Source organism: Providencia vermicola, assembly GCF_010748935.1.
Taxonomy (GTDB): domain Bacteria; phylum Pseudomonadota; class Gammaproteobacteria; order Enterobacterales; family Enterobacteriaceae; genus Providencia; species Providencia zhejiangensis.
Genome location: NZ_CP048796.1, coordinates 783491 through 810164 on the forward strand (window position 1 = coordinate 783491; position 26674 = coordinate 810164).

Here is a 26674-nt window from a genome sequence, read left to right on the forward strand (position 1 = left end):
CAGCTGTGCGATCAGTTAACTCTAAATTGACTCGGTAATTCACTAAAGCCAAACCCATTGGTTTTCTTCACGGTGATTTGAACTGGGATCCGCTCTTTCATCGCTTCGACATGGCTGATCACCCCAATCGTTTTTCCAGAGGCATTGAGACTTTCTAATGCATCTAACGCAATATCCAACGTTTCTGGATCGAGAGTACCAAAGCCTTCATCCAGAAATAGCGATTCGAGTTGTGTTTTGCTACTCACCATATCAGAGAGCGCGAGTGCGAGCGCTAGGCTAACAAGGAAGCTTTCCCCACCTGAAAGCGTTTTAATATCTCTCACAGTATCAGCTTGCCAACCATCAATGACTTGTAACTCAAGATCAGCATTATGATTGCGCTTTAGCAAATAGCGGCCATGCAGTTTATCGAGTCGTAAATTAGCCAGTGAAATGAGACAGTCGAAGGTGAGCCCTTGAGCGTAACGACGGAACTTATCACCGTCAGCGGAACCAATAAGTTCGGTTAGATAGCCCCAATCATCGTAGCGAGATTGGCTGTCTGCAATTTCTTGCAGCAAACCTCGTTGTTGATGACGTTGTTGTCTATCAGCCTCAAGCTGACTGAAAATTTGCCCTTGTTGTTTATTGAGGTTTTTGATCTCTTCATCAAGTTTGGCTATCTCTTGTTGCCATTTTTCTGGGCTGGCCTCGGTAAATGTTTCAGGTTTCTGATTTAAATGTTCTGATAACGTTAGTTCACCTTCTGTATAGCGTGTTTGCGCCTGTAGTCGTGACTGCTCTAGCTTCTGTTGTAACTGTTCAAGTTGAAGTTTTTCATCAGAAGATAATAAGGCGCCTAAGAATTCTTGTTGTGTCGCGAATGGACTCATGGAGAGCGCAGTATCGAAAGCCTGTTGAGCGTTGGCTAATAGAGGCTGATTTTTAGTGATTGCGCCTTCAATTTCAGTTTGGCTACCTTTGAGCGATGCAATCGCTTTTTCACAGTGGCTGATTTGCTCTGTGAGCTGTTGCTTATGTTGAGTCAGTTTGTCTTGCTGTGCCTGAAGTTGGGCGACAAACGCTGTAATGGGCTGCCCATCTAATAATTGTTGGCGCATAGCTTGCTTTTGTTGTAGCGTTAATTTTAATTGTTGTAGCTGCTGGCAGGTGCTCTCTAGTCGTTTATTTAAGTCAGCCTGCTGTGCCATTTGCGCTTGTAAGGTTGCTGCATTGACGGCAATTTTCTTTGCTATCTCTTGAGCTGCTTGCCTTTGTTGTTCATACCGTTGGCCTCGCTGTTCTAATACAGCAAAACGGTTATCAAAACTTTCGTTGATGGGCAGATCAAAGTCAGCCAGTGCAATGTGTAATTGCTGCTTTTGCTCATGTTGACGTTGCTGCTGTATGTTCAGCTCGGTTTGTGTTTCATCGATAAGTTGATGTAAGTGCTTAATACGTTCGATAACCAAGGCAAGTGTCGATTGCTGTTGTTTATTTAAAGACTGTTTTTCATGTAATTGATATTTTAGTTGTTGATATTTGCGTTCAAGGACAGTGAAATCCTGCAACAATTGTTGTTGTATGGCGAGTTGTTGCTGAAGCTCAGCAATGAATTGTTCAACAACAACATCTGTCATCTCTAATTGAGGCGCTAAGGCTTGTTGGCAAGCGGTTACCCATTGCTGGTGTAAGTTGCCTTCTTGGGCAATTAATTGTTGTTGTGATCTTTGGTTCTCAGCTTGACGCTGGATTTCTTGTTGTTTCAGTGAATGCTGGGCCATCTGCGTTTGCTTTAACTCTTCCAATTGCTTGGTTAGCTCAGCTAATCGCTGTTCCGTTTGCGTCGGCGCAATGGCTTGATACTGTTCAATCGAAGGATGCTCAGTCGACCCGCACAAAGGACAAGGCTCGCCCGAGAGTAATTGCTGCCGTTCCTTTTCCAAACTGACGATTTTTTGTTCTAAGCGTAACCGTGCAGTCAAGTCTGCTAAATGTGGCTGAAGATGATTAATTTGTGTTTCAGTGAGTTGAATTTGTTGTTCAGCTTGAGAGATAGACTGAGTAATTTCATCTTGTTGGCTTTGTTTTTGCTTTAATTGTTTCTGTTGTTCCTGCCATTGCGATAATAATAAAGGCAATAGTTGGGCATGTTGCAATCTTGTTCGCAGCTGTTCTATTGCGTGATTAAGCTGCTCAACATCGTGTTTGTTCTGCCACGCTAAATAGTGTGCTTCAACTGCTTGATAGGTCATCGTCTCTTGTTCGAGCTGTTGTTGAGTTTGCGTATTTTGCTCAACTTGCTGCTGTTGCTCGGCGGACAAGGTTAACTGCTCTTGCGTTAAAGCTTGATGTTTTTGTTTTAATGCCAGTACGCGTTGATTTAACTCATCAATAGAGTGGCCTTGTTGGCGCCATAATCCAATTTGTTGCAGAATGCGGGCATCTTGTGCATTTTGTTCTAGGTAATGCTGAATGTGTTGTTGTTCTGTATTTGCCAGTTTAGCCTGCTGTTGGGCATCGGAAATTAAGGCCTGTTTTGAACGATATTCAGCTTGATCTTGTGATTGTTGCTCTGAAACTTCCCTAATCTGCTGATGTAAATGAGCGATCTCATTGTCCAGAGGGCGAACTTGACTATCGATCAACAAGGTTTGTTGCTGCACGTAAGCTTGATGTTGCTTGTCTTTATCTTGTGCCTGCGTGAGCTGCATTTGCAACGGGGTGAGTTGTTGGTGTTGATGTTCGATATGCTGTAAAAGCTGGCGCTGTTTTTCAGTGAGTTCATTCAGGGATTGTTGTTGGCGCTCTAAATCTAGCCATAGCGGTCGCATACTCTCTGCTGGTAAGTTGTTTGCCAGTTTTTTTAGTTTAGGCTGTGCATCGTTGTAGGCTTGTTCTGCTTGTTGTTTTTCATATTGTAATTGGCTCAAACGCGCTGCCAATTGTTGCCGACGTTGCTGCCAATATAAGGCCTGTTGATATTGGGCGCGTGTATCATTTAGCTGGCTTTCTTGGCTAGCCAAATGCGTTTGCTGGGCGACGAATGCTTGATGTTCACTCTCGGTAAGTAAATGAATGCTTTGCGCGCGAGTTTTTAACAGCTCTAAATCATGTTTAACTTGCTTATGCTGACGGTAGATATAGCTGGATACTTGGCTATAAATCTCGGTTCCTGTGATCTCTTCTAATAAGTCAGCGCGTTCTTTTTCGCTAGCATTTAAGAAGGCGGCAAAATCACCCTGTGATAATAAGATCGATTTGGTAAAACGTTCAAAATCGAGTCCTGTCACCTGAATGATTTTTTCTCTTACCTCACTGATTTTCTCAGCAATAATTTTACCGTCATCGCTAGTTGCTAACTCCGCTTTTGGAGATTGCAGCTTACCTTCAGGTTTATTACCCGCTCGGCGTTGACTCCAAAATGCGCGATAAGCAATACCTTTTACTTCAAATTCAACCTCAGCCAAGCAGTCACCAGTATGACGTGTCATGAGTTCGTTTTGGCTGGCAGATAAAGTGCTCAAGCGAGGCGTTTGATGGTAGAGCGCCAAACAAATAGCATCCAGCAATGTTGTTTTGCCTGCCCCTGTTGGGCCAGTAATCGCAAACAGTCCCTGACTAGCAAACGGTTCTTGGGTAAAGTCTATTTTCCATTCGCCTTTAAGGGAGTTAATATTTTTTAAACGTAAGCTCAAGATTTTCATGCGTCTCCCTCTAATTCAGCGCGTAGTGCTTCGCAGGATTGCCTAAAGAGTAATAATAGGCGTTGTTCCTTCTCTTTATCGTCCAACGCTTCCTCTGCTAAACGACGTAAAAAAACCTCTTCTACAGTGAGCTCATTTAAGGTTTCATTGGCTATCGTCACAGACTGACCTTGTTGTTTACGCGCACGGCGTAATAAAACCACCTCAACAGGTAAATCCTTGACTAAGACCTCTATACGTTGTTGGATATCCGCAAGATAGTCTTGCGATGCGACTTCAATATCTAACCAAATAGGTGGGGTGTCAGGCGTATGTTTTAATGTCTTTAATTGCTTTTCAATGTCAGCAAGTGAGCCTTTTAATGTTTGTAGTGGCTGAAATAGAGGAATAGGGAGCTGACAAATTTGTGAGATTTGATGGCCGTCAAACTCCACCATACAGACACTTTTTTGTTGCTGAGCCTCATCAAAACTTAGAGCAATAGGAGAGCCAGAGTAACGGATATGTTGCTGTCCCCCAATCGTTTGTGGGCGGTGAATATGCCCTAATGCGATGTAATCAGCAGGAGGAAATGCGCCGGAAGGGAATGCATCCAAGCTACCAATATAGATATCGCGCACAGAATCGGAAACTTCGGCGCCGACAACCGTTAGGTGGCCAGTGGCAATAATAGGGATATCTAATCCGAGTGATGCCCGTTGTTGTACTGCTAGTTGATAGCTATTTTGGTAATACTCGCTAATCGCGGTCTGTAGTGATAGCTGTTTTTCTTCGCTGCTTTGTCCTGCCACGCTCAATTGAATATCTCTTGGTCGTAGAAAAGGAATGGCACAAAGTAGTGCCCCAGGTTGGCCTTGTGCATTTTTTAAGGTGATCACCTGTGGATGGCTGCCAGAGGTGACAACCTGGGTATTTAAATACGCAAGCAACGAGCTGGTTTCGTTTAAGACCGAAACGGAATCATGATTACCACTCAGTATGACTAGCTGGCAGCCAGTTTGTTGGAGTGACACAACGAATTGGTTGTAAAGTTCTCTTGCATAGCTAGGCGGGGAGCCTGTGTCAAAAATATCTCCGGCAACGATCACGGCATTCACTTGGTATTGTTTAACTTGCTCAATCAGCCAAGTTAAAAAGTGTTGATGCTCAACAGCTCGGTTTTTGGTGAAAAAATATTGGCCAAGGTGCCAGTCGGAGGTATGAATGATACGCATAAGGGCTGATTCCTGCTGCTTGATAGAGTTGCGATGATGAGTATACCTTATTAGAGGTCGTTAATGGCAATATCAGAACAAATAGCGAATTGAGTGGGAAGAGGTGTTAGGCATATTGCCCAGTAGATGATGATGCCGTATGAAGATAAATCCATTCACGGCATTATGTATGACAAGTTTATTTCACTAAAATGACAATTTACCACTAATATAGAAAAGAGTCGTGTCATTGGATGACAGGATTCATAATTCTGTCATAAAAGTGACGCATAATGGTTTCACTTTTAATAATCTCTTCTTATTTACAGGATTAATCATGGCAAGACGCATTCTAGTTGTTGAAGATGAAGCGCCCATCCGAGAAATGGTTTGTTTTGTACTGGAGCAGAATGGTTTTCAGTCTATTGAAGCTGATGATTATGATTCCGCGATTGCGCAGTTGGTTGACCCATTACCTGACCTAGTTCTATTGGATTGGATGATCCCAGGCGGATCCGGTATTCAAGTGATTAAGCACATGAAACGTGACAGTGATACTCGCGATGTTCCTGTGATGATGCTAACAGCAAGGGGAGAAGAAGAAGATCGCGTAAAGGGATTGGAAGTTGGTGCAGATGACTATCTAATCAAGCCTTTTTCGCCTAAAGAGTTAGTCGCGCGAGTAAAAGCCATTTTACGCCGTATTTCGCCAATGGCGACTGAAGATATTATTGAAATGAATGGGTTAACACTCGACCCAACGTCTCACCGCGTTAGCAGTAACGATGTGCCTATTGATATGGGGCCAACGGAATATAAATTATTGCATTTCTTTATGACTCACCCCGAACGTGTATATAGCCGTGAACAGTTACTCAATTATGTGTGGGGGGCGAATGTGTATGTTGAAGATAGAACGGTTGATGTTCATATTCGTCGTCTCAGAAAAGCATTAGAGACGGAAGGGCATGATAAAATGGTTCAAACGGTTCGTGGCACTGGCTATCGCTTTTCAGTGCGCTACTGAGAAATAACAGGAGATTCCAGTTTGCTTGAACGCTTATCATGGAAGCAGCTAGTTTGGGGGCTGTTTTTATTTATCTTACCAGCCTTAATATTGTCTATTTTTATCGGCCATCTAGCATGGCTTTTAGTGATTTCATTGGCGGCGGCCTTAATTTGGCATAGCTATAACCTGATGAAGCTTTCATATTGGTTATGGCTTGATCGCAGTATGCTTCCACCTGATGGCAAAGGGGGGTGGGAACCCATATTTTATGGCATCTACCAACTTCAACAACGAAACCGTAAACGTCGTCGTGAATTAGGCCAATTGATTAAACGCTTTCGCAGTGGGGCAGAGTCTTTACCGGATGCGGTTGTGATGATGACTCTTGAAGGTAACATTTTTTGGTGTAATCGGCATGCCCAGCACCTATTAGGTTTTCGTTGGCCGGAAGATAGCGGGCAACCTATTTTTAATTTATTGCGCTATCCTGACTTTAGTCGGTATTTCACGTTACAAAATTATGAGCAAGCGTTAACGATAGAGTTAAACAGTGGCGCTATTGTCGAATTTCGTATCTTGCCTTATAGCGAAGACCAGCTCCTAATGGTGGCTCGTGATGTCACTGAAAAGCGTCGCTTAGAAAAATCGCGTAGAGATTTCTTTGCGAACGTTAGTCATGAGCTACGGACACCGTTGACAGTCATTCAAGGTTATCTTGAAGTATTGGAAGACCAAGAAAATACTTCTCCGGCAAATAAAAAAGCCTTGATGGTGATGCAAGAGCAAGCACATCGGATGGATAATTTAGTGAAACAATTACTGCAATTATCTCGTATTGAAGTCGCGCCTCATATCAATTTAGATGAACAAGTGAATATTCCGGTCATTTTAAAAATGATAGAGCAGGAGGCGATAAGTTTAAGCCAAGGTCGGCAGCAATTGGTATTTTCAGTGGATGAAAAGTTACGTGTTTATGGTAATGAAGAGCAATTACGTAGTGCGGTAGCGAACCTTGTCTATAATGCCATTATGCACACACCGGAAGGGACGACAATTCGTGTAGGTTGGCAAAAAACACATAATGGCGCGCGCTTTAGTGTGACAGATAATGGTGCAGGGATCCCCGCAGAGCATATTCCTCGCTTAACGGAACGTTTTTATCGTGTTGATAAAGCGAGGTCTCGCCAAACTGGTGGGGGGACGGGGTTAGGTCTTGCTATCGTTAAGCATGCTTTGCAGCATCATAACAGCCAGTTAGTGATAACCAGTCAGTTAGGCAAGGGGAGTGAATTCTCATTTACCTTACCGCCGGTGTTAATTGTCGTAGATAAAAAGGCGAATAAAACAGCATAAAGAGGTCATGATTACCCGACTAAAAGCGGCATATAGCCGCTTGAGGTTGTTGACAAAGCGGGATAAAAGCGTAGTTTTTCCCGCTTTGTGTTATCAGCCGAAAATCAATAAATTGATTTCCTCGTTTATTTTTAAAACCTACTCGACTTGCCGCCAAACATCATAGGTTTGTCAGCCGTCTGAAGCGGCATACAGCCGCTTTTACTGTTCTTGTACTCTAGAAAGCCAGTCTTTATATATTAGGCGTTCTTTCGGTATATGAGGCAATGTTTCTATATTCCATTGATTTATATTAAAAACATACTCAATTACTACAGAAATGCCTATTTTTATCTAGCAATCTCGAATTAGATATCATTAAACTCGAAGGAGAGTTGAGTGTTTATTGGTTGTTTTTTATTCAAATCATATAGCGCATATTGTTACTTTACTGACAGTAATCACTAGTTATAAAAAATACTTTAGAGTTTTATTCTTGTTTTTCGCTTTGCTCTTGCCTTTTTTCCCTATAAAAGTTTTACTTGTAGCCAGTTATTGGCGATTTTTTCTGTTTTTTGATTTTTAATCTTGCCTGATGTGATAAAACATACAGATTGTATTGTTTATCATCTTGTTAATTAGAATTCTATACCGCCACTTATAATTCAAAGAGTTACTTATTAGTGACTCTATATTTATTAACATTGTTACATAGATTCAACATAAAATATGGCTCATCGTTTAACATCCAGAGATATTCTTGCTTTAGGTTTTATGACCTTTGCGCTTTTTGTGGGGGCTGGAAATATCATATTTCCGCCTATGGTTGGTTTACAAGCAGGTGAACAAGTTTGGACGGCTGCATTAGGGTTCCTTGTTACAGGTGTCGGTCTCCCCGTTTTAACGGTCGTGGCATTAGCCAAAGTTGGAGGGGGCATTGAGGCACTGAGTACTCCAGTAGGAAAAACAGCAGGCTTATTGCTAGCGGTTGTCGCTTACCTCTCTGTGGGACCTTTATTTGCCACACCACGTACTGCTACAGTGTCTTATAAAGTGGGTATTGCACCATTATTGGGTGGTGAATCTGACATCTCATTATTGATTTACAGCGCAATTTACTTTGTTTTGGTTATTGGTATTTCACTGTATCCAGGCAAGTTATTAGATAGTGTTGGGCATATATTGGCACCGGTCAAAATGCTTGCTTTGGCCATTTTAGGGGTTGCGGCAGTATTGTGGCCAGCGGGTCAACCAATACCATCAACGGATGAATATCGAGAGATGGCATTTTCGAATGGTTTCATTAACGGTTATCTAACGATGGACACATTGGGTGCAATGGTGTTCGGTATCGTTATCGTTAATGCAGCCCGTTCACGCGGCATTGAGAATTCGTCGTTGTTGACGCGCTATACCATGTGGGCAGGTTTGATTGCGGGTCTATTGTTGACACTGGTTTATCTATCCCTATTTAAATTGGGCGAAAATAGCGCTTCTATTATCCCAAACCCACAGGATGGTGCGGATATTTTGCATGCCTATGTTCAGTATACATTTGGTAATTACGGTAGCTTTTTCCTTGCGGTACTGATTTTTGTTGCCTGTATGGTGACTGCTGTTGGGCTGACTTGTGCTTGCGCAGAGTTCTTTAGTCGATATGTCCCCATTTCTTATCGCACATTAGTACTCATACTGGGGGTGTTTTCCATGGTGGTCTCTAACCTTGGTTTGAGTAAATTGATTGCCTTTTCAGTGCCTGTGCTTGTCGCGATTTATCCTCCATGTATTGTTTTGATCTTACTCAGCTTCACATTGAAATGGTGGCGTAATCCAAGTGTGGTCATTGCTCCTACGATGTTAACCAGTTTTATTGTTGGGTTAGTGGGGGCTGCCAAAGCTTCTGAGCATTTGAAAACCTATATTCCTGATTGGATGACGGCTATCCCACTATATCAGCAAGATTTAGCGTGGCTGTTGCCCTCTGTGATTGTGTTAGCTGTCGCGGCAGTGTGTGACCGAATGATTGAGCCAAGTAAGGCGCATAAACCTGTTTAATGACGAAAGGATTCACAGTAAAAAGGAGCCTAATGGCTCCTTTTTACTGTTAAATATAAGCTATCGGTAAAATTGACTTACACGTCAGTTATTTCATCATATTCCCCATGAATACCGTATGTTGAGAACTGAAGCTGTGTTGGTTGAGGAATATTCGCTGTTGATTTTGTTGAGGCGCAAGGCGCTAGATGATTGAGCTGTTCTTGGGTGACCTCTGAAGCGCACTGCTTAATTTCATGAAGATTGAATACCTTACCGTTTTCAAATTCTGTCATCACATGGTTGATAATGTTATTGCCAAGGGTTGTGATGATGGTATTGATCTCTTTTGTCATACTTTGTGCGTTTTCACGCTTTTGGCTTTCTGTGAGCCCTTGTGTATTAAAATCGATGGTTTTAATCGCCTTATTATATGAATTCATTGCGACATGATATGCGGTGTAGGGAGAACTATCTTTTAAATTAATATGTTCATCGGTTAATTCAAATTTGGTTATCACCGCATCTAACACTTTACTTTTTATTTGTTCGATTTCTACGGGTGTCAGCGTAATGGTAGTAGATTGGTGATTGGCTCTCCATTCTTCAATCGTAGCACACACTGCTGTATTGATAGTCCTAGCTATAGCGAGTGATCTTTCCAGCTGAGCATGTTGCTGACGTCCTTCTTCCATCAGGATTTGAACGATTTGGTTGTTTGATTGATATCGCGAATGAATTTTTCCTTCTTGATGACTCTTCGGTTGTTTTAAGTGTGAGAGTATATCCATCATTCTAAGGGTTCTTTGCGGGTGTTTAAGTCTATCTAATTTATTGACACTTTTAAGTTGTGCCTTAAGTTCACGTCTAACACCTTTTATTAATTCGGAATTGCTATGCTGTTGATAATCAGTCAGTAATTTTTCTTTATTAAAATGAATAAAACGGCCATTTAATGGGAATGTATAAGATTCATTTGTATTGCTGATACTGTCAACATGGTTGGGCTGTAATCTCTGAGGGGATGAGTCTGCTGAACTTTTCGTTGAGCGAGTATTATGATTAGTGAAAACAAGGGCGGAAGGAGCCTCGTTTTTTGTAAATGTGTTGATCATAATAATTCCTTTGTTAATTGTATATTATGGAATTATATGAAACGCTGAATAAGCGTCTTTCAAAAAAAGAGACACGTTCCTCTTGGAAGATGAATCAATAACCTATTCGACTTGCTGCCAAACATAATAGGTTTGGCAGCAGTCTAAAGCGGGATGGCTCCCGCTTTTTTGGAGAAGATTAATTCACGCCAACAGCACTTCCTGCTGGACGGCGAACATCGTTGGAACCGTAAATATAGCCTTGGCGAACTTTACCTGAGACGGCTGCGTCATTACCTGAGGAGTCTGTTTTAGCGCCTTTCGCATCCGGCACAGGCACCATAATTAGCTCAGCAGCCCCCCATGGCGTTTGTTCAACCATTTTATAGCCCATTTTATCGAGTAAGGCTAAGCTATCTTTAGATACTCCTCGTTCTTCATAGTAAACCTCGTCTGGTAACCATTGATGATGAATACGTGGTGCATTAACGGCTTCTTGAGGAGGCATGCCATGGTCGATAATGTTCAATGCAGTTTGTAATGTGATGGATATGATCCGTGAGCCGCCAGGAGAGCCTAGCACAAGGTATACATTGCCATCTTTTGTCACGATGGTTGGGCTCATTGATGACAATGGTCGTTTACCCGGAGCAATCGAATTTCTTTCCCCTTGGACTAATCCATACAGATTTTTTTCACCGACTTTAGTCGTGAAATCATCCATTTCATCATTTAAGAAAAAGCCCGTACCCGGTGGGATGACTACAGAACCGAAGCGACCATTAATGGTATAAGTCGTGGATACCGCATTGCCTTTATCATCGACCACAGAGTAGTGAGTGGTTTCAGGTTTTTCGTGAGGCCCGACACCCGGCTGCACTTGTGTTGATGGTGTCGCTTGACCTGGTTTGATCTCTTTGCGTAGCTCGTCAGCGTAGGCTTTACTTAACAATTTATCCGTTGGATTCTTAACGAAGGCAGGGTCGCCTAAGAAGGTATTTCTATCCATATAGGCATGGCGCATCGCTTCAGTTAGTGTATGGATATATTCTGCCGAGTTAAAACCCATTTCTTTGAGGTCATAGCCTTCTAAGATGTTGAGCGTTTGGCAGATCGTCACTCCCCCTGAGCTTGGTGGCGGTGCTGAAATGAACTTATAGCCGCGATAGGTACAGCTAACAGGGGTGGTATCGGTGATTGTATAATTAGCGAAATCTTTAGCGGTGAGTATTCCGCCGTTCTTTTTCGATGCTTCCTCAACAATTTTCGGGATCTCTCCTTCATAAAAGGCGCTAGGGCCTTCTTTAGCAATTTTTTCGAGGGTATTTGCTAGGTCAGTTTGAACGAGCAAATCACCGGGTTGGAAAGGGCTACCATCCGGTTTTAAAAAGATACGCGCGACTTCAGGGTCCTGCTTAAATCGTTCAGTGGTTGTATCGAGAACATCGGTATCCGCCCGTGTTAAAACAAAGCCCTCTCGGGCTAATTTAATGGCGGGTGCCATCACTTGCTGGCGGCTCATTGAACCGTATTTTTCGAGCGCGTAATCAAGCCCTTTTACTGTTCCGGGGACGCCAGATGCTAAGTAACCGTAAAGACTTGCGCCTTCTATTAAGTTGCCATTGTTATCTAAGTACATATTGGCGCTAGCCGCATCAGGGGCAGTTTCACGGAAATTGATAAAAATATCTTTACCATCAGCAAGGTGGAGAGTCATAAAACCGCCTCCACCAATATTACCGCAGCATGGGTTTACGACCGCTTGAGCGTAACCTACAGCCACGGCAGCATCGACAGCATTCCCACCTGAATTAAGAATATCAGCGCCAATTTGAGAGGCTAAGTGCTGGGAAGATACCACCATCCCTTTTTTGGCTTCCACTGCTGGCTCTGAGGCTGCAAACAGCTGAGGTGAGATAAGTAGCGAAAGTAATAAGGCAGAAGGGCGCCATGATGTTTTTATCATTCGTATCTCCCGATAATTAAAATAGTATAGGGTTATTATGATGTTGTGTAACACAAATGACTAAATGGGTCGATTTGTTAATCAATTGTGTATTTTATGTATAGCACAAAATAGATGAGCAGGCCGAGAGATCGGTATGAGAATATGATTAAAATGAGAGGAAATAAATTTTATTCTCGAGCCTAGAGAAGGGAAGGGTAGAGCCCTAGGCGAGAGCTCTACCGAAGTGAGTTAACTTATTTTGCATTGAATAATGCGATGTGGATCCAACCATTGTTCGTCAGCACTAGTGGTGATTGCTGCGATTTTTCAGCGCGTTCTTGGGCTGATTTGATTTGTGGGTATGCGGCGATGACTTTTTCATTTTTAGCCCATGGCGCAACATCTTCAATTTTTTGTTTGAAGTTAGCGATAGAAATTTTTTGCCCGCCACGTTCAGCTGGCTCAGTAAAGTTGGTCACTTCCGTTACAACGAGTTTACCTGTACAGAAACTCCCGCGTCCTGAAAATTCAGCCTTGGTTTCATCAAAGAATTTTTGACCTTCATTAGTCAGTGTAAATTCAACGCCCTCACCTGATTTTTCTTTGCCCCACATATCCTTGATGACAATTTCTTTTTCTGATTTATTTAATAGCCCAGCATCAACTAAACTGTTTAATTGTTCTATTTTTGTCGCATTTGATTGTGCTAAAAACCCCGCAGGAAAGGCTCCTGTATTAATACAAATAGCCGGTTTAGTATCGAGATAATCTTGAATAGACTTTTTGAAATTACTTTCAGAAGCAGTTTGGTTATTATCGCAGCCAGCGAGGAAAGTCGCTGCAATAGCAAGAGAAGCTAACATTTTAAATTTCATTGTATTCCTATCCTAATCGACTTACGTATATTTATTGCTGTTATAAAGATCATTATAACGACTATGATGACGATATTTTTGTAACTATTTGATATAAAAATAATTTACGTATCGAGATATAGATGATTAACAGACTTACCCCAAAAATATCATTAAATTCAATAAGGCTTATTCAATAGTGAATGTAACTATTTGTTGATAAATGTAACCATATTATAAATATTCACCACATGAAAGTATGAGGCGCTATATATCATTTGATATATGGTTTTTTATCTTCAATTGAGAATTTTCTGGTCTGAGATATTTAAAAAAGGAAGAAAAAACAGAAGGAAATAACAGGGAAAATGAGAACGATACCTAAAAGGCCAGCATAAAATTATGCTGGCCCATAAAAACTGAAAAGATCTAATTACAGACCAGTTGCGTTTTTAGTCAGGTAGTCTGCAACACCTTTAGGAGATGCATTCATACCTTCTTTACCTTTTTCCCACTGAGCTGGGCAAACATCACCGTGCTCTTCGTGGAATTGCAGCGCATCAACCATACGCAGCATTTCATCGATGTTACGGCCTAGTGGCAGGTCGTTAACGACTTGGTGGCGAACAACACCATTTTTATCGACTAAGAAAGAACCACGCAGAGCAACACCTGCTTCTGGGTGTTCAATGCCGTAAGCTTTCATAATTTCGCGTTTGATATCAGCAACCATTGGGTATTTAACTTCACCAATACCACCGTTATCAACCGGTGTTTTACGCCATGCGTTGTGAACGAATTCAGAGTCAAAAGAAACACCAACGATTTCAACGCCGCGTTTTTTGAATTCATCATAACGATGATCGAATGCGATCAACTCAGAAGGGCAAACGAAAGTGAAGTCCATTGGCCAGAAGAAGATCACTGCTGGGCGGCCGTTTAGGTGTTTTTTCAGGTTGAAGTTATCAACAATTTCACCGTTACCTAGAACAGCTGCTGCGGTAAAATCAGGGGCTTGACGTGTTACCAGAACCATAATTTACTCCTATGAGTGTTAATTAAAGGTTTTATACCCATAATAATGTAAACTGCTTAGGTGTGGGGTTCACTAAACTCCCTGCGCACTCAATGGTGCTGTTAGGGGGAGTGGTTATTTTCCGCCTACAAGCAGCTCAAAATATTTGGGCTATATCTCAAGAGAGAATATGAAATTCCCTACAAAGAATAAAGGTATAAATACCAATCGTTGTGATAGTTTTTACCTATTGATTGTAACAATTTATCAGATTAATAACAATAAGATAGTTTGATTGTTGTGAGGTGCAAGCTTAAATTTTGCATTGATATTAATAGGTTTTTTAATTTATTGATCTTTATAACTAAATTAATATTGATAGATGATATTTATTGATGTTGTGACTCTTTTCTACTCTTGAATTACGTCATAGCCGCGTTTTATGAAATCATTCAGTTCTTGATTGCTTCTACTATGTCTGATGCTGAATTTATTAGCAGTTTAATTTATTGATAAAAATACATTAGCGAAGCATAGAGGTATACGAATGATTGGTAAAATAGTCTCAGAGTCTGTTATGACGCCCAAAAGCGCCCACATCGCTCAGACAAAAAGCCACCGTCCAACGGCTAAACCTGTGAATCAGGTGAGTCAAAACGCGACCGTTAGGAGCCGCGGATATCACAATACTATGGTGGACAGTAATACCTTATCCGTCGCGCCGAATATCATTAAATTAAAAAATAATAATGAGACGTTTAGTTTACCCTCGAAGAATGCGGTTATTTATAGTCCATTTGGTCATCAAGATATGATTTGCCAAGCATTGAGAATCAATACACCTAGAGTTTTGAAAAATAAAGCTGCATTACCCTTATTGAGCTCGAAATTATTGCGTCCGATGCTGCAAGAATCGGTGAGGGAATTTAAAAAAAGTGAGCTACAGGGAAAGTTAAAGAATGGGGCTGTTTATGACCAAAAATTGACTCCTTTAATTGCAGAGCATGGGCTTGCAACGGTACATGATGCGATTTTACAAGGTGGTATAGCGCTCAATAAGAATGCAGTGACTGTATTGGGGGAATATAAGGCATTGAACCAATTGCAGTTAGAGTTAAAGTCATCACAAAAAATAGACACAATTTATGTTATTGGGCATGGTGAAGCAGGGCAGCCTTATCTCTATGAAACGAGCAAAATAGGTTGTCGGCAAAAACATGTTGCAGATGTGATGAAGGAAATCTATGCATCACTAGGCAATAAAATCGCCAGCAATGTAAAAATTAAATTGACTGCTTGTGAAAGCGCCGATGCTGAGAGACTTGACTCATTTAACCAATTAACACAAAAAAAGCGAATTGATAAAAATCATACTCATTCACTAGCTGCTCACGCCAAAATAGAAGCCCAAAAAGTCGTGCCAGAAGCTCGCATCTATGGCTATCACGGTATTGGGATCTCAAGAGGCAGTGATTACCTTTCTAAGGCTCAATGTTTAGATTCTGATTTTGATAGTAAAACGGGGCAGGTAACTCATTGGGTGAATGCAAAATCCGTTCGGGAAACGTTTTAATCGAACATTCATTTATGGCTATTATTTTTGCGAAATCATGTAACGGCTTGTCATGGCATGAGGGTGTCTAAGAAAAGCGTGAGTTTTTCACAAGCGCCATCATTTGTGGGTAAAACTGGAAAAAAATTTTTTCAAGTTGCGCATATTGCAATAAAAAATCGTCATATGAACCACTAAGTGCTTGTAATTTTGGTCGTCTGCGAGCCATACCATTTAATGATTTACCAATGTAGGCTTTATCTGCATAGCGCGTTAGCCAGTGCTGCGGCCAAAGAAACTCATTCAGCTCCTGAAACTTTTCAGGAGTATGGGAGAGGTTTGGCTCTATTTGATGGCGAGCATAATGAATAAAGTCAGTTAGGTTAATATGCGGTTCAACCTTAGACCAATGCAAAGACAGAAAATGATCCCATACGAGATCTAACGTGATTGGTGCGACTCGCCGGTAATCCGTTCTGAATAGCAGACGCGCCTCTTTGACCAAAGGGTGCGAATCCGTTGCCTTATCAACAGCTCGGTGCATCATGATACCCGCGACGACATCTGGCGCATACAGGCCTTCAGGGTTGCCACGTACAAAATCAGCCATGATATTGCCGAGTAATGAGGAGTTAGCGGTATAAGCCAAGTGTAAATGAGCGAGAAAGTTCATGATCCTTATCATATACCTGATGCTTAACAAATTATAGTGATGTTCGTTGTTTAAACATTGTTTGAGCTACCTACGGTTATCTGTTTTTCAGTGTCAATGAGTGGTAAGCCGCTTTGTCATTAGGTATTGACGAACAAAAGAGAACGATAATAGCCCCTTTAGAGAAACAGGGAATAGGGCTACTTTGCTAAATATTTGTTAAATGTGGGGAGTTTTTTCAGCAAAAATACGCTTATTTCTTGCGCCTTTGAGTGCTCAGCACTAGACTAGTCGCCTGTTTTTTTAGATTGAAGTTAAGACAATGCGTGTTTCTGATTTTACTTTTGAGTTACCTGAAGAATTAATTGCCCACTATCCTCAAGCGCAGCGAAGCGCATGCAGGCTGCTTAGCCTTGATGGCCCAACGGGGCAGCTCACGCATGGCATTTTTACCGATATTCTTGAGAAATTGGAGCTGGGTGACTTGCTCGTTTTTAACAATACTCGTGTTATTCCAGCAAGACTATTTGGCCGTAAGGCGAGTGGTGGTAAAATCGAAATGCTCGTTGAAAGAATGTTAGATAAGCACCGCGTGCTTGCGCATATCAGAGCTTCTAAAGCACCAAAAGAAGGTGCTGAGCTGATTTTAGGTGAAGACGAAAGCGTCAAGGCGACCATGGTCGCTCGTCATGATACCTTGTTTGAAGTGCAATTTGATGATGAGCGTGACGTGCTGAGTATCCTCAATCAAATTGGTCATATGCCGTTGCCTCCTTATATCGATCGTCCAGACGAAGAAGCCGATAAAGAATTATATCAAACTGTTTATAGTCAGCGCCCTGGTGCTGTTGCGGCACCAACAGCGGGATTACATTTTGATGAGCCTTTGCTGGAAGCATTGCGTGAAAAAGGTGTGGAAATGGCGTTTGTCACATTGCATGTAGGTGCAGGTACGTTCCAGCCCGTGCGAGTCGATACCATTGAAGACCATGTCATGCATTCAGAATATGCGGAAGTTCCCCAAGATGTTGTCGATGCGGTATTGGCTTGTAAGGCCCGAGGTAATCGCGTTATTGCGGTAGGAACGACATCCGTCCGCTCATTGGAAAGTGCGGCTCAAGCCAGTAAAGACACTTTAATCGCACCTTTTTTTGATGATACGCAAATTTTTATTTATCCAGGTTATGAATATCAAGTGATTGATGCGTTGATTACTAACTTTCATCTACCAGAATCGACATTAATTATGTTGGTTTCTGCCTTTGCAGGATACCAACATACTATGCAAGCTTACAAAGAAGCGGTAGCACAACAATACCGTTTCTTTAGTTATGGTGATGCTATGTTTATCACCCGTAATCCCGATGCTCGTTTAGAGCAGATTGGAGAGTCGTTTGATTTAGGCGATGGCAACGCCACTAGCCTGTAAAGTTAATATCAGCATCGGACTGTTTTTCTGGTGCTAGGAGAAATAAACGTGAAATATGAATTACACACCACGGATGGCAATGCACGTCGTGGTCGTTTAGTGTTTGAACGCGGAGTCGTAGAAACGCCGGCATTTATGCCTGTGGGTACCTATGGTACGGTCAAGGGAATGACGCCTGAAGAAGTACAAGAAACGGGCGCTCAAATCCTACTTGGGAATACCTTTCATCTCTGGTTACGCCCAGGGCAAGAGATTATGAAATTGCATGGGGATTTACATGATTTCATGCAGTGGCAAGGGCCGATCTTGACAGATTCAGGAGGCTTTCAAGTCTTTAGTCTCGGCGCTATGCGTAAAATTAAAGAGGAAGGTGTGCATTTCCGCAATCCAATCAATGGCGAAAAAGTCTTCTTAAGCCCAGAAAAATCGATGGAAATTCAGTACGATCTTGGCTCGGACATCGTCATGATTTTTGATGAGTGTACGCCATATCCCGCGGATTGGGATTATGCAAAAACATCCATGGAGATGTCTTTACGTTGGGCCGCGCGTAGCCGTCAACGTTTTGACGAATTAAACAACAAGAATGCGTTGTTTGGCATTATCCAAGGGAGTGTTTACGAAGATTTACGTGATATTTCGGTTAAGGGGCTGGTAGAAATTGGTTTTGATGGGTACGCTGTAGGCGGCCTCGCGGTGGGTGAGCCAAAAGAAGATATGCACCGTATTTTAGAGCATGTATGTCCACAGATTCCAGCTGATAAACCCCGTTATCTTATGGGTGTCGGTAAACCTGAAGATTTAGTCGAAGGTGTACGCCGTGGTATCGATATGTTCGATTGTGTGATGCCAACTCGAAATGCACGAAATGGACATTTATTTGTCACTAATGGCGTGGTAAAAATTCGTAATGCGAAGTATAAATCAGATACTTCAACACTCGATCCGGAATGTGATTGTTATACTTGCCGCCATTATAGCCGAGCTTATTTACATCATCTCGACCGTTGTAATGAAATTCTTGGCGCAAGACTAAATACCATTCATAATTTACGTTATTATCAGCGTTTGATGGCTGGCATTCGTCAAGCGATTGAAGAGGGTAACTTTGAACAGTTTGCCCAAGATTTTTACCAGAAGATTGGCAAAAGCCAACCTTCTTTAAATATGGAATGAATTTAAGTGCCAAATAGGCTTAATCTGTGTAGCATATTAAGCCTTGCTGTACTTATGTTTTAAATAGCGTTCAATAACAATGAGGAAAGTTGAATGAGTTTTTTTATTTCTGAAGCAGCGGCATCTGCAGGCGCTCCAGCACAGGGTAGCCCGTACACGATGGTCATTATGCTCGTCGTTTTCGCCCTGATCTTCTATTTTATGATCCTACGTCCACAGCAAAAACGTGCTAAAGAGCACCGTAAGCTGATGGAATCCATTACGAAGGGTGATGAAGTTTTGACAACGGGTGGTTTGATCGGACGTGTAACCAAAGTTTCTGAAACAGGCTATGTTGTTCTTGAACTCAGTGAGAACACTGAAGTAACTATCAAACGTGATTTCGTTGCTGCTGTTTTACCTAAAGGCACAATGAAAGCTATTTAATTTCTGATTTTCCCGAAGGGAACTGCCGTGCTAAACCGTTATCCTTTGTGGAAGTATCTGATGCTGATCGCTGCGATCCTCATCGGTCTGCTTTATGCGCTTCCAAACCTATATGGTGAGGATCCGGCTGTTCAGATCACTGGCGTGCGGGGAACCGCCGCCAATGAACAAACGCTGATCCAAGTCCAAAAAACGTTAGAAAAAGACAATATCCAAAGCAAGTCTATTGCCTTGGAAAATGGGGCTGTATTAGCCCGATTCAACAACTCAGATATTCAGTTGCGCGCTCGTGAAGCTTTAGTTAGCGCCTTGGGTGATCAATACGTTGTTGCATTAAACCTTGCACCTGCAACACCGAAATGGCTTGAAATGATCGGTGGTGAGCCGATGAAACTCGGCCTTGACTTGCGTGGTGGGGTTCACTTCCTAATGGAAGTTGATATGGACACTGCATTAGGTAAATTGCAGGAACAAAACATGGACGGTATACGTAATGACTTGCGCCAAGCAGGCATTCCGTACTCTTCTATCCGTAAAGGCGACAATTACAGCGTTGAAGTCCGTTTCCGTAACGCTGATGACCGTAGCCTAGCAGAGAAAACATTGGCTCGTAAATTCCAAGACTTAGTGTTTTCTGATGGTGGCAATAATACCATGACTGCTGTCATGACGGATGAGCGTCTACGTGAGGCTCGTAACTATGCCGTATCTCAAAACATTACTATCATTCGTAACCGTGTGAACCAATTAGGGGTTGCAGAACCTTTAGTTCAGCGTCAAGGTGCGGAGCGTATTGTTGTTGAGTTACCGGGTATTCAAGATACCGCCCGTGCTAAAGAAATTTTAGGTGCAACAGCAACCCTAGAGTTCCGTTTAGTCAACCAAAGCGTTGATCCATCGGCTGCTGAAAGTGGACGTGTGCCTGGTGATTCCGAAGTTAAGTATGATCGAAATGGCGTGCCTTACGTGTTGTATAAGCGTGTTATTTTGACCGGTGACCATATCACTGACTCAACTTCAGGCGGTGATGAAAACGGTGCACCTCAAGTTAGCATCGGTTTGGATAGTGCTGGTGGCTCTATCATGTCTGATTTTACTCGTGATAATCAGGGTAAACTCATGGCAACCCTGTTTGTTGAATATAAAGACAGTGGTAAACGAGATGCCGAAGGCCGCGCTATCTTGATGAAAGATGAGAAAGTGATTAACGCTGCGAACATTTCAGCGCGTTTCGGTAGTCAATTCCGTATCACCGGTATCAATGATCCAAATGAAGCACGCCAGTTATCATTGCTGTTACGTGCGGGTGCGTTAATTGCACCAATCCAAATCGTTGAAGAGCGTACCATTGGTCCAACGCTTGGTTTGCAGAATATTGAACAAGGTTTGAAAGCGTGTTTGGCAGGCCTGTTAGCATCAATTCTATTTATGATTATTTACTATCGTAAGTTTGGTTTGATTGCCAGTACTGCACTATTTGCAAACTTGATCATGATTGTTGGTGTGATGTCGCTGTTACCGGGTGCAACACTGACAATGCCTGGTATTGCGGGGATTGTGTTGACCCTTGCCGTTGCCGTTGATGCGAACGTTTTGATTAACGAACGTATCAAAGAAGAATTGCGTAATGGGCGTTCCGTCCAGCAATCTATTCATGAAGGTTATAAAGGCGCATTCTCAAGTATTATTGACGCAAACCTGACTACGCTTATCACTGCCATTATTCTGTATGCAGTGGGAACCGGGTCAATCAAAGGCTTTGCAATTACGACAGCTATCGGTGTCGCCACCTCTATGTTTACAGCCATTATCGGTACACGTGCTATCGTGAACCTGCTATATGGTGGTAAGCGTATCAACAAGCTGTCAATTTAAGGAGCACGTTGTGGCACAGGATTATACTGTTGAACAATTGAACTATGGCCGTAAAGTCTATGACTTTATGCGCTGGGACAACGTTGCCTTTGGGATTTCTATCGTACTGCTGATCGCATCTTTTGTGGTCATCGGGGTTAAAGGGTTCAACTGGGGACTTGATTTCACGGGGGGGACGGTAATCGAGATCAACCTGAGTCAGCCTGCTGACTTGGATAAGATTCGTGATAGTCTTTCTAATACGGACCACAAAGACCCTCTGATCCAAAACTTTGGTAGTAGCCGTGACATTATGATCCGTCTACCCCCTATCGAAGGTGTGGCGGGTCAAGAAGTTGGTAAAGAGATCATCACTATCATCAATAAAAATGTTGATGAACAGGCGACAGTTAAGCGGATTGAGTTTGTGGGGCCAAGTGTTGGCGCTGAATTGGCTCAAACAGGCGCACTGGCATTGTTAACCGCGCTTATCTGTATTCTGATTTATGTTGGTTTCCGCTTTGAATGGCGTCTTGCTGCGGGTGCGGTATTAGCACTTGCCCATGACGTTATCATTACATTAGGTATCTTATCGTTATTCCATATTGAGATCGATATGACGATTGTTGCGTCATTGATGTCTGTTATTGGTTATTCACTGAACGACAGTATCGTAGTATCTGACCGTATTCGTGAAAATTTCCGTAAGATCCGTCGCGGTACACCTTATGAAATCATGAACGTCTCTCTTACCCAAACATTAAGCCGTACCATTATGACATCTGCAACCACATTACTGGTGGTTTTGATGCTGTATATATTTGGTGGCGCAATGTTAGAAGGCTTCTCATTGGTAATGTTGATTGGTGTCACTATTGGTACTATCTCATCTATCTATGTTGCTTCTGCATTAGCATTGAAGATGGGAATGAGACGTGAGCATTTACTTCCTCCTAAAGTTGAGAAAGAAGGTGCAGACCAAGAGTCTTTACTGCCTTAATCTGATTTAGCAGAAGGCCTGTCATGCTAGTAGGCCAATTAACGCTATCTTTTGGGTTTTGAAAAGCGAGCTAAAAACGTGAAACACCCCGTTAGACTGCAAATGTACAGTCTTGCGGGGTGTTTTTTATTGAGCTCTGGGTTACACTGTTTACCCGAAATAAGAATCAGGAAACACTATGCACTGCCCATTTTGCTCAGCTGTAGATACGAAAGTAATTGACTCGCGTCTAGTTGGTGAAGGCTCTCAAGTGCGCAGGCGCCGTCAATGTCTGCTTTGCCATGAACGCTTCACCACCTTTGAAGTGGCTGAACTTGTTATGCCACGGGTAATTAAAAGTGATGAAATACGTGAACCGTTTGATGAAGAAAAACTTAGCCGAGGCATGCAAAAAGCCTTGGAAAAACGCCCTGTAAGTGCAGATGCGGTTGAACAGGCGATTATTTCTATCAAATCACAACTCCGTGCAACGGGTGAAAGAGAAATCCCTTCTAAATTGATTGGTAATTTAGTGATGGATGAGTTGAAAAAGTTGGATAAAGTCGCTTATATCCGTTTTGCCTCGGTTTACCGCAGTTTTGAAGATGTGCGGGAATTTGGCGAAGAAATCGCTAAATTACAGGATTAATAACATGATTGAACAAGACCGCATCTACATGGCGCGGGCGCTTGAGCTTGCCCAAAAAGGTCGTTTTACTACGTCACCAAACCCAAATGTTGGCTGTGTTATTGTACGTGATGGCGAAATTGTGGGTGAAGGCTACCACCAGAAGGCTGGGGAGCCTCACGCTGAAGTTCATGCTTTGCGTATGGCAGGGGAAAACGCAAAAGGTGCAACCGCCTATGTCACATTAGAGCCGTGTAGCCATCATGGTCGTACACCACCTTGTGCTGAAGCTTTAATTAAAGCCGGTGTTAGCCGTGTTGTGGCCGCTATGCAAGACCCTAACCCACAAGTTGCAGGTCGTGGCCTATATATGCTGTCTCAAGCAGGTATCGAAACGGCCAGTGGGGTTTTGATGGAGCAAGCTGAGCGATTAAATCAAGGCTTTCTCAAGCGCATGCGTACAGCATTCCCTTATGTTCAATTGAAACTGGCAGCCTCTCTTGATGGTAAGACAGCGCTTGCCTCTGGCGAAAGTAAATGGATTACCTCTGCCGCTGCTCGGCAGGATGTTCAAGTATTGCGAGCGCAGGCAAGCGCCATCTTAAGTACCAGCAGTACCGTATTAGCAGATGATCCTTCTTTGACTGTTCGATGGAATGAGTTACCAGAAAATATACAAACTATTTACCCAGAAAAGACGGTACGTCAGCCTATTCGAATTGTGTTGGATCAGCAGAACAAAGTCACGGCAGAGCATAAGGTGACTCAATTATCAGGTGAATGTTGGCTTGTACGCCCACAACCTGACGTCGATGCCGTATGGCAGGGGCAAGTTGAACAATTAGCGATACCCAGTGACGACAATGGCATTGACTTAGTGATTCTGATGATGCAGCTCGCTAAGCGTAATGTGAACAGTATATGGGTAGAAGCAGGACCAACACTGGCCGGATCGTTACTTAAGCTCGGTTTAGTGGATGAGCTTATTGTTTATATTGCACCTAAACTGCTAGGCGATACCGCGCACGGATTAGTCAATTTTCCGGCTCTTGCGCATTTGTCTGATGCGCCAAAATTTGCATTTACGGATGTGCAAAAGGTTGGTGATGATCTACGTGTTAGACTACGTCCCGTGTGGTAATAAAAGTTTTTTATCGTTTTGCTAAAATTCAACCACGCGATTAATGAAAGAATGTGATAAAATCCGCGCCCCACGGGTTGTATACTGTTCATCATTCGAGGTGCAGCTCGGTAATAAGTGAAAGCGTCGCTAGATGTATAGTTCGCTGTATGGCTAGGGCGAATGGGGTTCTTACCGTAGGTAAGGTAAAACGCTGCAACCTGAAGCATGACGAGTATAATTAATATTAAAGGAAGGCTATGAACGTAATTAAAGGTGTTGTTGCCGCGCCACAAGCGCGTGTCGCCATTGCAATCGCTCGTTTTAACAACTTTATTAATGATAGTCTGCTGGACGGTGCTGTTGATGCTTTAGAGCGTATCGGCCAAGTTTCTCAAGACAACATTACTGTTGTGTGGGTACCGGGGGCTTATGAGCTACCACTAACAGTTAAGGCGTTAGCTGAAACGAAAAAATATGATGCAGTCATTGCGTTAGGCACGGTTATCCGTGGTGGAACCGCCCATTTCGAGTTTGTTGCAGGAGAGTGTAGCTCAGGCCTATCTCATGTAGCAATGAACAGTGAAATTCCTGTCACTTTTGGTGTTCTGACCACAGAGAATATTGAGCAAGCGATTGAACGCGCTGGCACTAAAGCTGGTAACAAAGGTGCTGAAGCAGCACTGACAGCATTAGAAATGATTAATGTACTTAAAGCTGTAAAAGGCTGATTTAGTTTTTATTTAAGGGGAATCTTGTGAAACCTGCTGCTCGTCGCCGCGCTCGTGAGTGTGCTGTGCAAGCCATCTATTCATGGCAATTATCCGGTAATAACGTTTCCGATGTGGAATATGAATTTATTGCTGAACAGGACATGTCTGACGTTGACGTTATTTATTTTCGTGAACTGTTATCTGGAGTAGCGAATAACGCTGCGAAATTGGATCAACTCATGGCTCCTTTCTTATCTCGCCAACTCGAAGAGCTGGGACAGGTAGAGAAAGCGATTTTACGTGTTGCTATGTATGAACTTAGCTACCGTGAAGATGTCCCTTATAAAGTTGCTATTAATGAAGGCATTGAACTTGCTAAAGTATTCGGTGCAGAAGATAGCCATAAATTTGTTAATGGTGTACTTGATAAGGCTGCGCCAGCTGTTCGTCGTAAAAAATAAACATTGATCAGGGTTCCCTCCTGTAATACTACAGTAGTAATGAGGTAGGCTGGGTTCCAGCCTATCTTTATATTTTATGCGTATGTATCCATGATAAATATGATACTAGGCATAGCGAAAATGGAAAAGCTACCATGTCATATGGCGAATTTGACCTCATCGCACGTTTCTTTAACCGTCAAACTACCAATCGACGGGATGTGAATATCGGTATTGGTGATGACTGTGCGTTGATGACCATACCAGAAAAACAGCAGCTTGCTGTCAGTACTGATACACTGGTTTCTGGTATTCATTTCCTACCTGAAATTTCCCCTGCGGATCTAGCCTACAAATCATTAGCCTCTAATTTAAGTGATCTTGCTGCGATGGGGGCGGATCCTGCTTGGGTTTCACTGGCGATTACATTACCTCATGTTGACCTCCATTGGTTAGAGCAATTCAGTGATAGCTTGTTTGAGCAGATTAATTATTACGGTATGCAGTTAATTGGTGGAGACACCACGCGTGGCCCGATGAGTTTAACTTATACGGTACATGGCTTAGTGCCACATGGAAAAGCGTTGTCACGGTCAGGGGCTCGTAATGGAGACTGGATATATGTGACGGGGACACTGGGTGATAGCGCTGCCGGTCTAGCAATATTGCAGGGCAGGTTAGATATCCAAGATGAAAAGCAAAAAGCATGGTTACTGGGACGCCATTTGCGTCCTCAGCCACGTATTTTGCAAGGCCAAGCATTACGCAATCTGGCCTCTTCCGCCATTGATATTTCAGATGGATTAATTTCCGATCTAAACCATATCTTGAAAGCTAGCGGCTGTGGTGCACGTATTAATCTTGATGCATTACCACTTTCTGAAGCATTACAGCAAAACTGTTCCGTAGAGCAAGCGCGTATTTGGTCTCTCAGTGGCGGCGAGGATTATGAGCTTTGCTTCACAGTTCCTGAGATAAACCGTGGTGCACTCGAAATGGCACTAGCGCATACCGGTGCCAACTTTACTTGTATTGGGCAGATCAAACCGCAATCTGAGGGGATCAGTTATTATTGTGATAATCAGGTTGTAGATGTGGCATTAAAAGGATTTGATCATTTTGTATTAGAAAATATTGATAATTAATCCTAGATAATAACGCATAAAAAAATCAGCCCGTGTCAGTCATTGTCACGGGCTTTTTTATTATTATTGATCGCAACAGATCGTTATAAAGGGATCTTGAATCCATAAAATATTTTATTTTATATTTTGCTGGCAAAATAATGCTGAGATAATTTATATAAAAGAATAAACAGGCTTATTAGTATAAATACTTACATATAAAGAGGGGGATTAAGTATTCTTTAAGTGTATGAATAAAAAGTCATTTTTTATTCATAAAAGAAAGCTGCCAAAAGGCAGCTAAAACAAAAATGAGGCGTAGATCTCATATAAATATGAGATATTTATGTCAATATTGACAAAATTCTTATGAGGGTAAATAGATGTTAAATCCATACTGAACTTTATTTGAG

Annotated in this window: 21 protein-coding genes; 14 read left to right on the forward strand and 7 right to left on the reverse strand. The window is 42.4% G+C overall.

Annotated features, from left to right (window positions below):
* Positions 1–11: 11 nt before the first annotated feature.
* Together G3341_RS03355 and sbcD are read right to left on the reverse strand one after the other, a co-directional pair.
* A complete protein-coding gene (locus G3341_RS03355; protein WP_163860702.1) occupies positions 12–3689 on the reverse strand; it encodes an AAA family ATPase in 3678 nt (1225 codons plus the stop codon).
* Positions 3686–4903: an exonuclease subunit SbcD gene (gene sbcD / locus G3341_RS03360; RefSeq protein WP_154624271.1), complete on the reverse strand. Its 1218-nt coding sequence runs from the start codon at positions 4901–4903 to the stop codon at positions 3686–3688. Before sbcD ends, G3341_RS03355 begins: the two co-directional genes overlap by 4 nt.
* 316 nt (positions 4904–5219) lie before the next feature.
* On the opposite strand from sbcD, the gene phoB reads away from it, so the two are divergent.
* From phoB to brnQ, 3 genes are all read left to right on the forward strand, one after another.
* A complete protein-coding gene (gene phoB / locus G3341_RS03365; RefSeq protein WP_154624270.1) occupies positions 5220–5909 on the forward strand; it encodes a phosphate regulon transcriptional regulator PhoB in 690 nt (229 codons plus the stop codon).
* 21 nt (positions 5910–5930) lie between these two features.
* Positions 5931–7244, forward strand: a complete 1314-nt coding sequence (phoR, locus tag G3341_RS03370) for a phosphate regulon sensor histidine kinase PhoR (RefSeq protein ID WP_154624269.1) — start codon at positions 5931–5933, stop codon at positions 7242–7244.
* Between the two features lie 708 nt (positions 7245–7952).
* The gene (gene brnQ / locus G3341_RS03375; RefSeq protein ID WP_154624268.1) at positions 7953–9278 is read left to right on the forward strand and encodes a branched-chain amino acid transport system II carrier protein; all 1326 of its coding nucleotides are present in this window, start codon (positions 7953–7955) and stop codon (positions 9276–9278) included.
* A gap of 77 nt (positions 9279–9355) precedes the next feature.
* Here brnQ and G3341_RS03380 read toward each other — a convergent pair whose 3' ends face one another.
* From G3341_RS03380 to G3341_RS03395, 4 genes are all read right to left on the reverse strand, one after another.
* Entirely contained in the window at positions 9356–10372 is a 1017-nt protein-coding gene (locus tag G3341_RS03380) for a hypothetical protein (RefSeq protein ID WP_163860703.1), read from the reverse strand.
* 178 nt (positions 10373–10550) lie between these two features.
* Complete coding sequence (gene ggt / locus G3341_RS03385; protein ID WP_154624266.1) at positions 10551–12317, reverse strand: gamma-glutamyltransferase; 1767 nt, start codon at positions 12315–12317, stop codon at positions 10551–10553.
* 236 nt (positions 12318–12553) lie between these two features.
* On the reverse strand, positions 12554–13174 hold the full coding sequence (locus tag G3341_RS03390) for a hypothetical protein (protein ID WP_163860704.1): 621 nt from the start codon (positions 13172–13174) through the stop codon (positions 12554–12556).
* Positions 13175–13586: 412 nt separating this feature from the next.
* Entirely contained in the window at positions 13587–14189 is a 603-nt protein-coding gene (locus G3341_RS03395; protein ID WP_154624264.1) for a peroxiredoxin C, read from the reverse strand.
* Positions 14190–14715: 526 nt separating this feature from the next.
* Between G3341_RS03395 and G3341_RS03400 the strand changes: the two genes are divergently transcribed.
* Positions 14716–15741 carry a hypothetical protein gene (locus G3341_RS03400; RefSeq protein ID WP_163860705.1) on the forward strand — a complete coding sequence of 342 codons (1026 nt, stop codon included), beginning with the start codon at positions 14716–14718 and terminating at the stop codon, positions 15739–15741.
* Between the two features lie 67 nt (positions 15742–15808).
* On the opposite strand, the gene G3341_RS03405 is transcribed toward G3341_RS03400, so the two are convergent.
* Positions 15809–16393 (reverse strand): ACP phosphodiesterase, encoded by a 585-nt coding sequence (locus G3341_RS03405; protein WP_154624262.1) that lies wholly within the window; start codon positions 16391–16393, stop codon positions 15809–15811.
* Positions 16394–16694: 301 nt separating this feature from the next.
* Between G3341_RS03405 and queA the strand changes: the two genes are divergently transcribed.
* The 10 genes from queA to thiL all read left to right on the forward strand — a co-directional run bounded on the left by queA (position 16695) and on the right by thiL (position 26282).
* Complete coding sequence (gene queA, locus G3341_RS03410) at positions 16695–17801, forward strand: tRNA preQ1(34) S-adenosylmethionine ribosyltransferase-isomerase QueA (protein WP_163860706.1); 1107 nt, start codon at positions 16695–16697, stop codon at positions 17799–17801.
* A gap of 48 nt (positions 17802–17849) precedes the next feature.
* Complete coding sequence (gene tgt / locus G3341_RS03415; protein ID WP_163860707.1) at positions 17850–18977, forward strand: tRNA guanosine(34) transglycosylase Tgt; 1128 nt, start codon at positions 17850–17852, stop codon at positions 18975–18977.
* Between the two features lie 93 nt (positions 18978–19070).
* On the forward strand, positions 19071–19403 hold the full coding sequence (gene yajC, locus G3341_RS03420; protein WP_004905542.1) for a preprotein translocase subunit YajC: 333 nt from the start codon (positions 19071–19073) through the stop codon (positions 19401–19403).
* A 27-nt stretch (positions 19404–19430) separates the two neighbouring features.
* Positions 19431–21278 carry a protein translocase subunit SecD gene (gene secD, locus G3341_RS03425; protein ID WP_163860708.1) on the forward strand — a complete coding sequence of 616 codons (1848 nt, stop codon included), beginning with the start codon at positions 19431–19433 and terminating at the stop codon, positions 21276–21278.
* Between the two features lie 10 nt (positions 21279–21288).
* Entirely contained in the window at positions 21289–22257 is a 969-nt protein-coding gene (gene secF / locus G3341_RS03430) for a protein translocase subunit SecF (RefSeq protein WP_163860709.1), read from the forward strand.
* 178 nt (positions 22258–22435) lie between these two features.
* On the forward strand, positions 22436–22885 hold the full coding sequence (nrdR, locus tag G3341_RS03435; RefSeq protein ID WP_154624258.1) for a transcriptional regulator NrdR: 450 nt from the start codon (positions 22436–22438) through the stop codon (positions 22883–22885).
* A gap of 4 nt (positions 22886–22889) precedes the next feature.
* Positions 22890–24005 carry a bifunctional diaminohydroxyphosphoribosylaminopyrimidine deaminase/5-amino-6-(5-phosphoribosylamino)uracil reductase RibD gene (ribD, locus tag G3341_RS03440; protein ID WP_154624257.1) on the forward strand — a complete coding sequence of 372 codons (1116 nt, stop codon included), beginning with the start codon at positions 22890–22892 and terminating at the stop codon, positions 24003–24005.
* 239 nt (positions 24006–24244) lie between these two features.
* Positions 24245–24715 (forward strand): 6,7-dimethyl-8-ribityllumazine synthase, encoded by a 471-nt coding sequence (gene ribH, locus G3341_RS03445; protein ID WP_154624256.1) that lies wholly within the window; start codon positions 24245–24247, stop codon positions 24713–24715.
* A gap of 26 nt (positions 24716–24741) precedes the next feature.
* The gene (gene nusB, locus G3341_RS03450; protein ID WP_163860710.1) at positions 24742–25158 is read left to right on the forward strand and encodes a transcription antitermination factor NusB; all 417 of its coding nucleotides are present in this window, start codon (positions 24742–24744) and stop codon (positions 25156–25158) included.
* Between the two features lie 134 nt (positions 25159–25292).
* The gene (gene thiL / locus G3341_RS03455) at positions 25293–26282 is read left to right on the forward strand and encodes a thiamine-phosphate kinase (RefSeq protein ID WP_154624255.1); all 990 of its coding nucleotides are present in this window, start codon (positions 25293–25295) and stop codon (positions 26280–26282) included.
* Positions 26283–26674 lie beyond the last annotated feature (392 nt).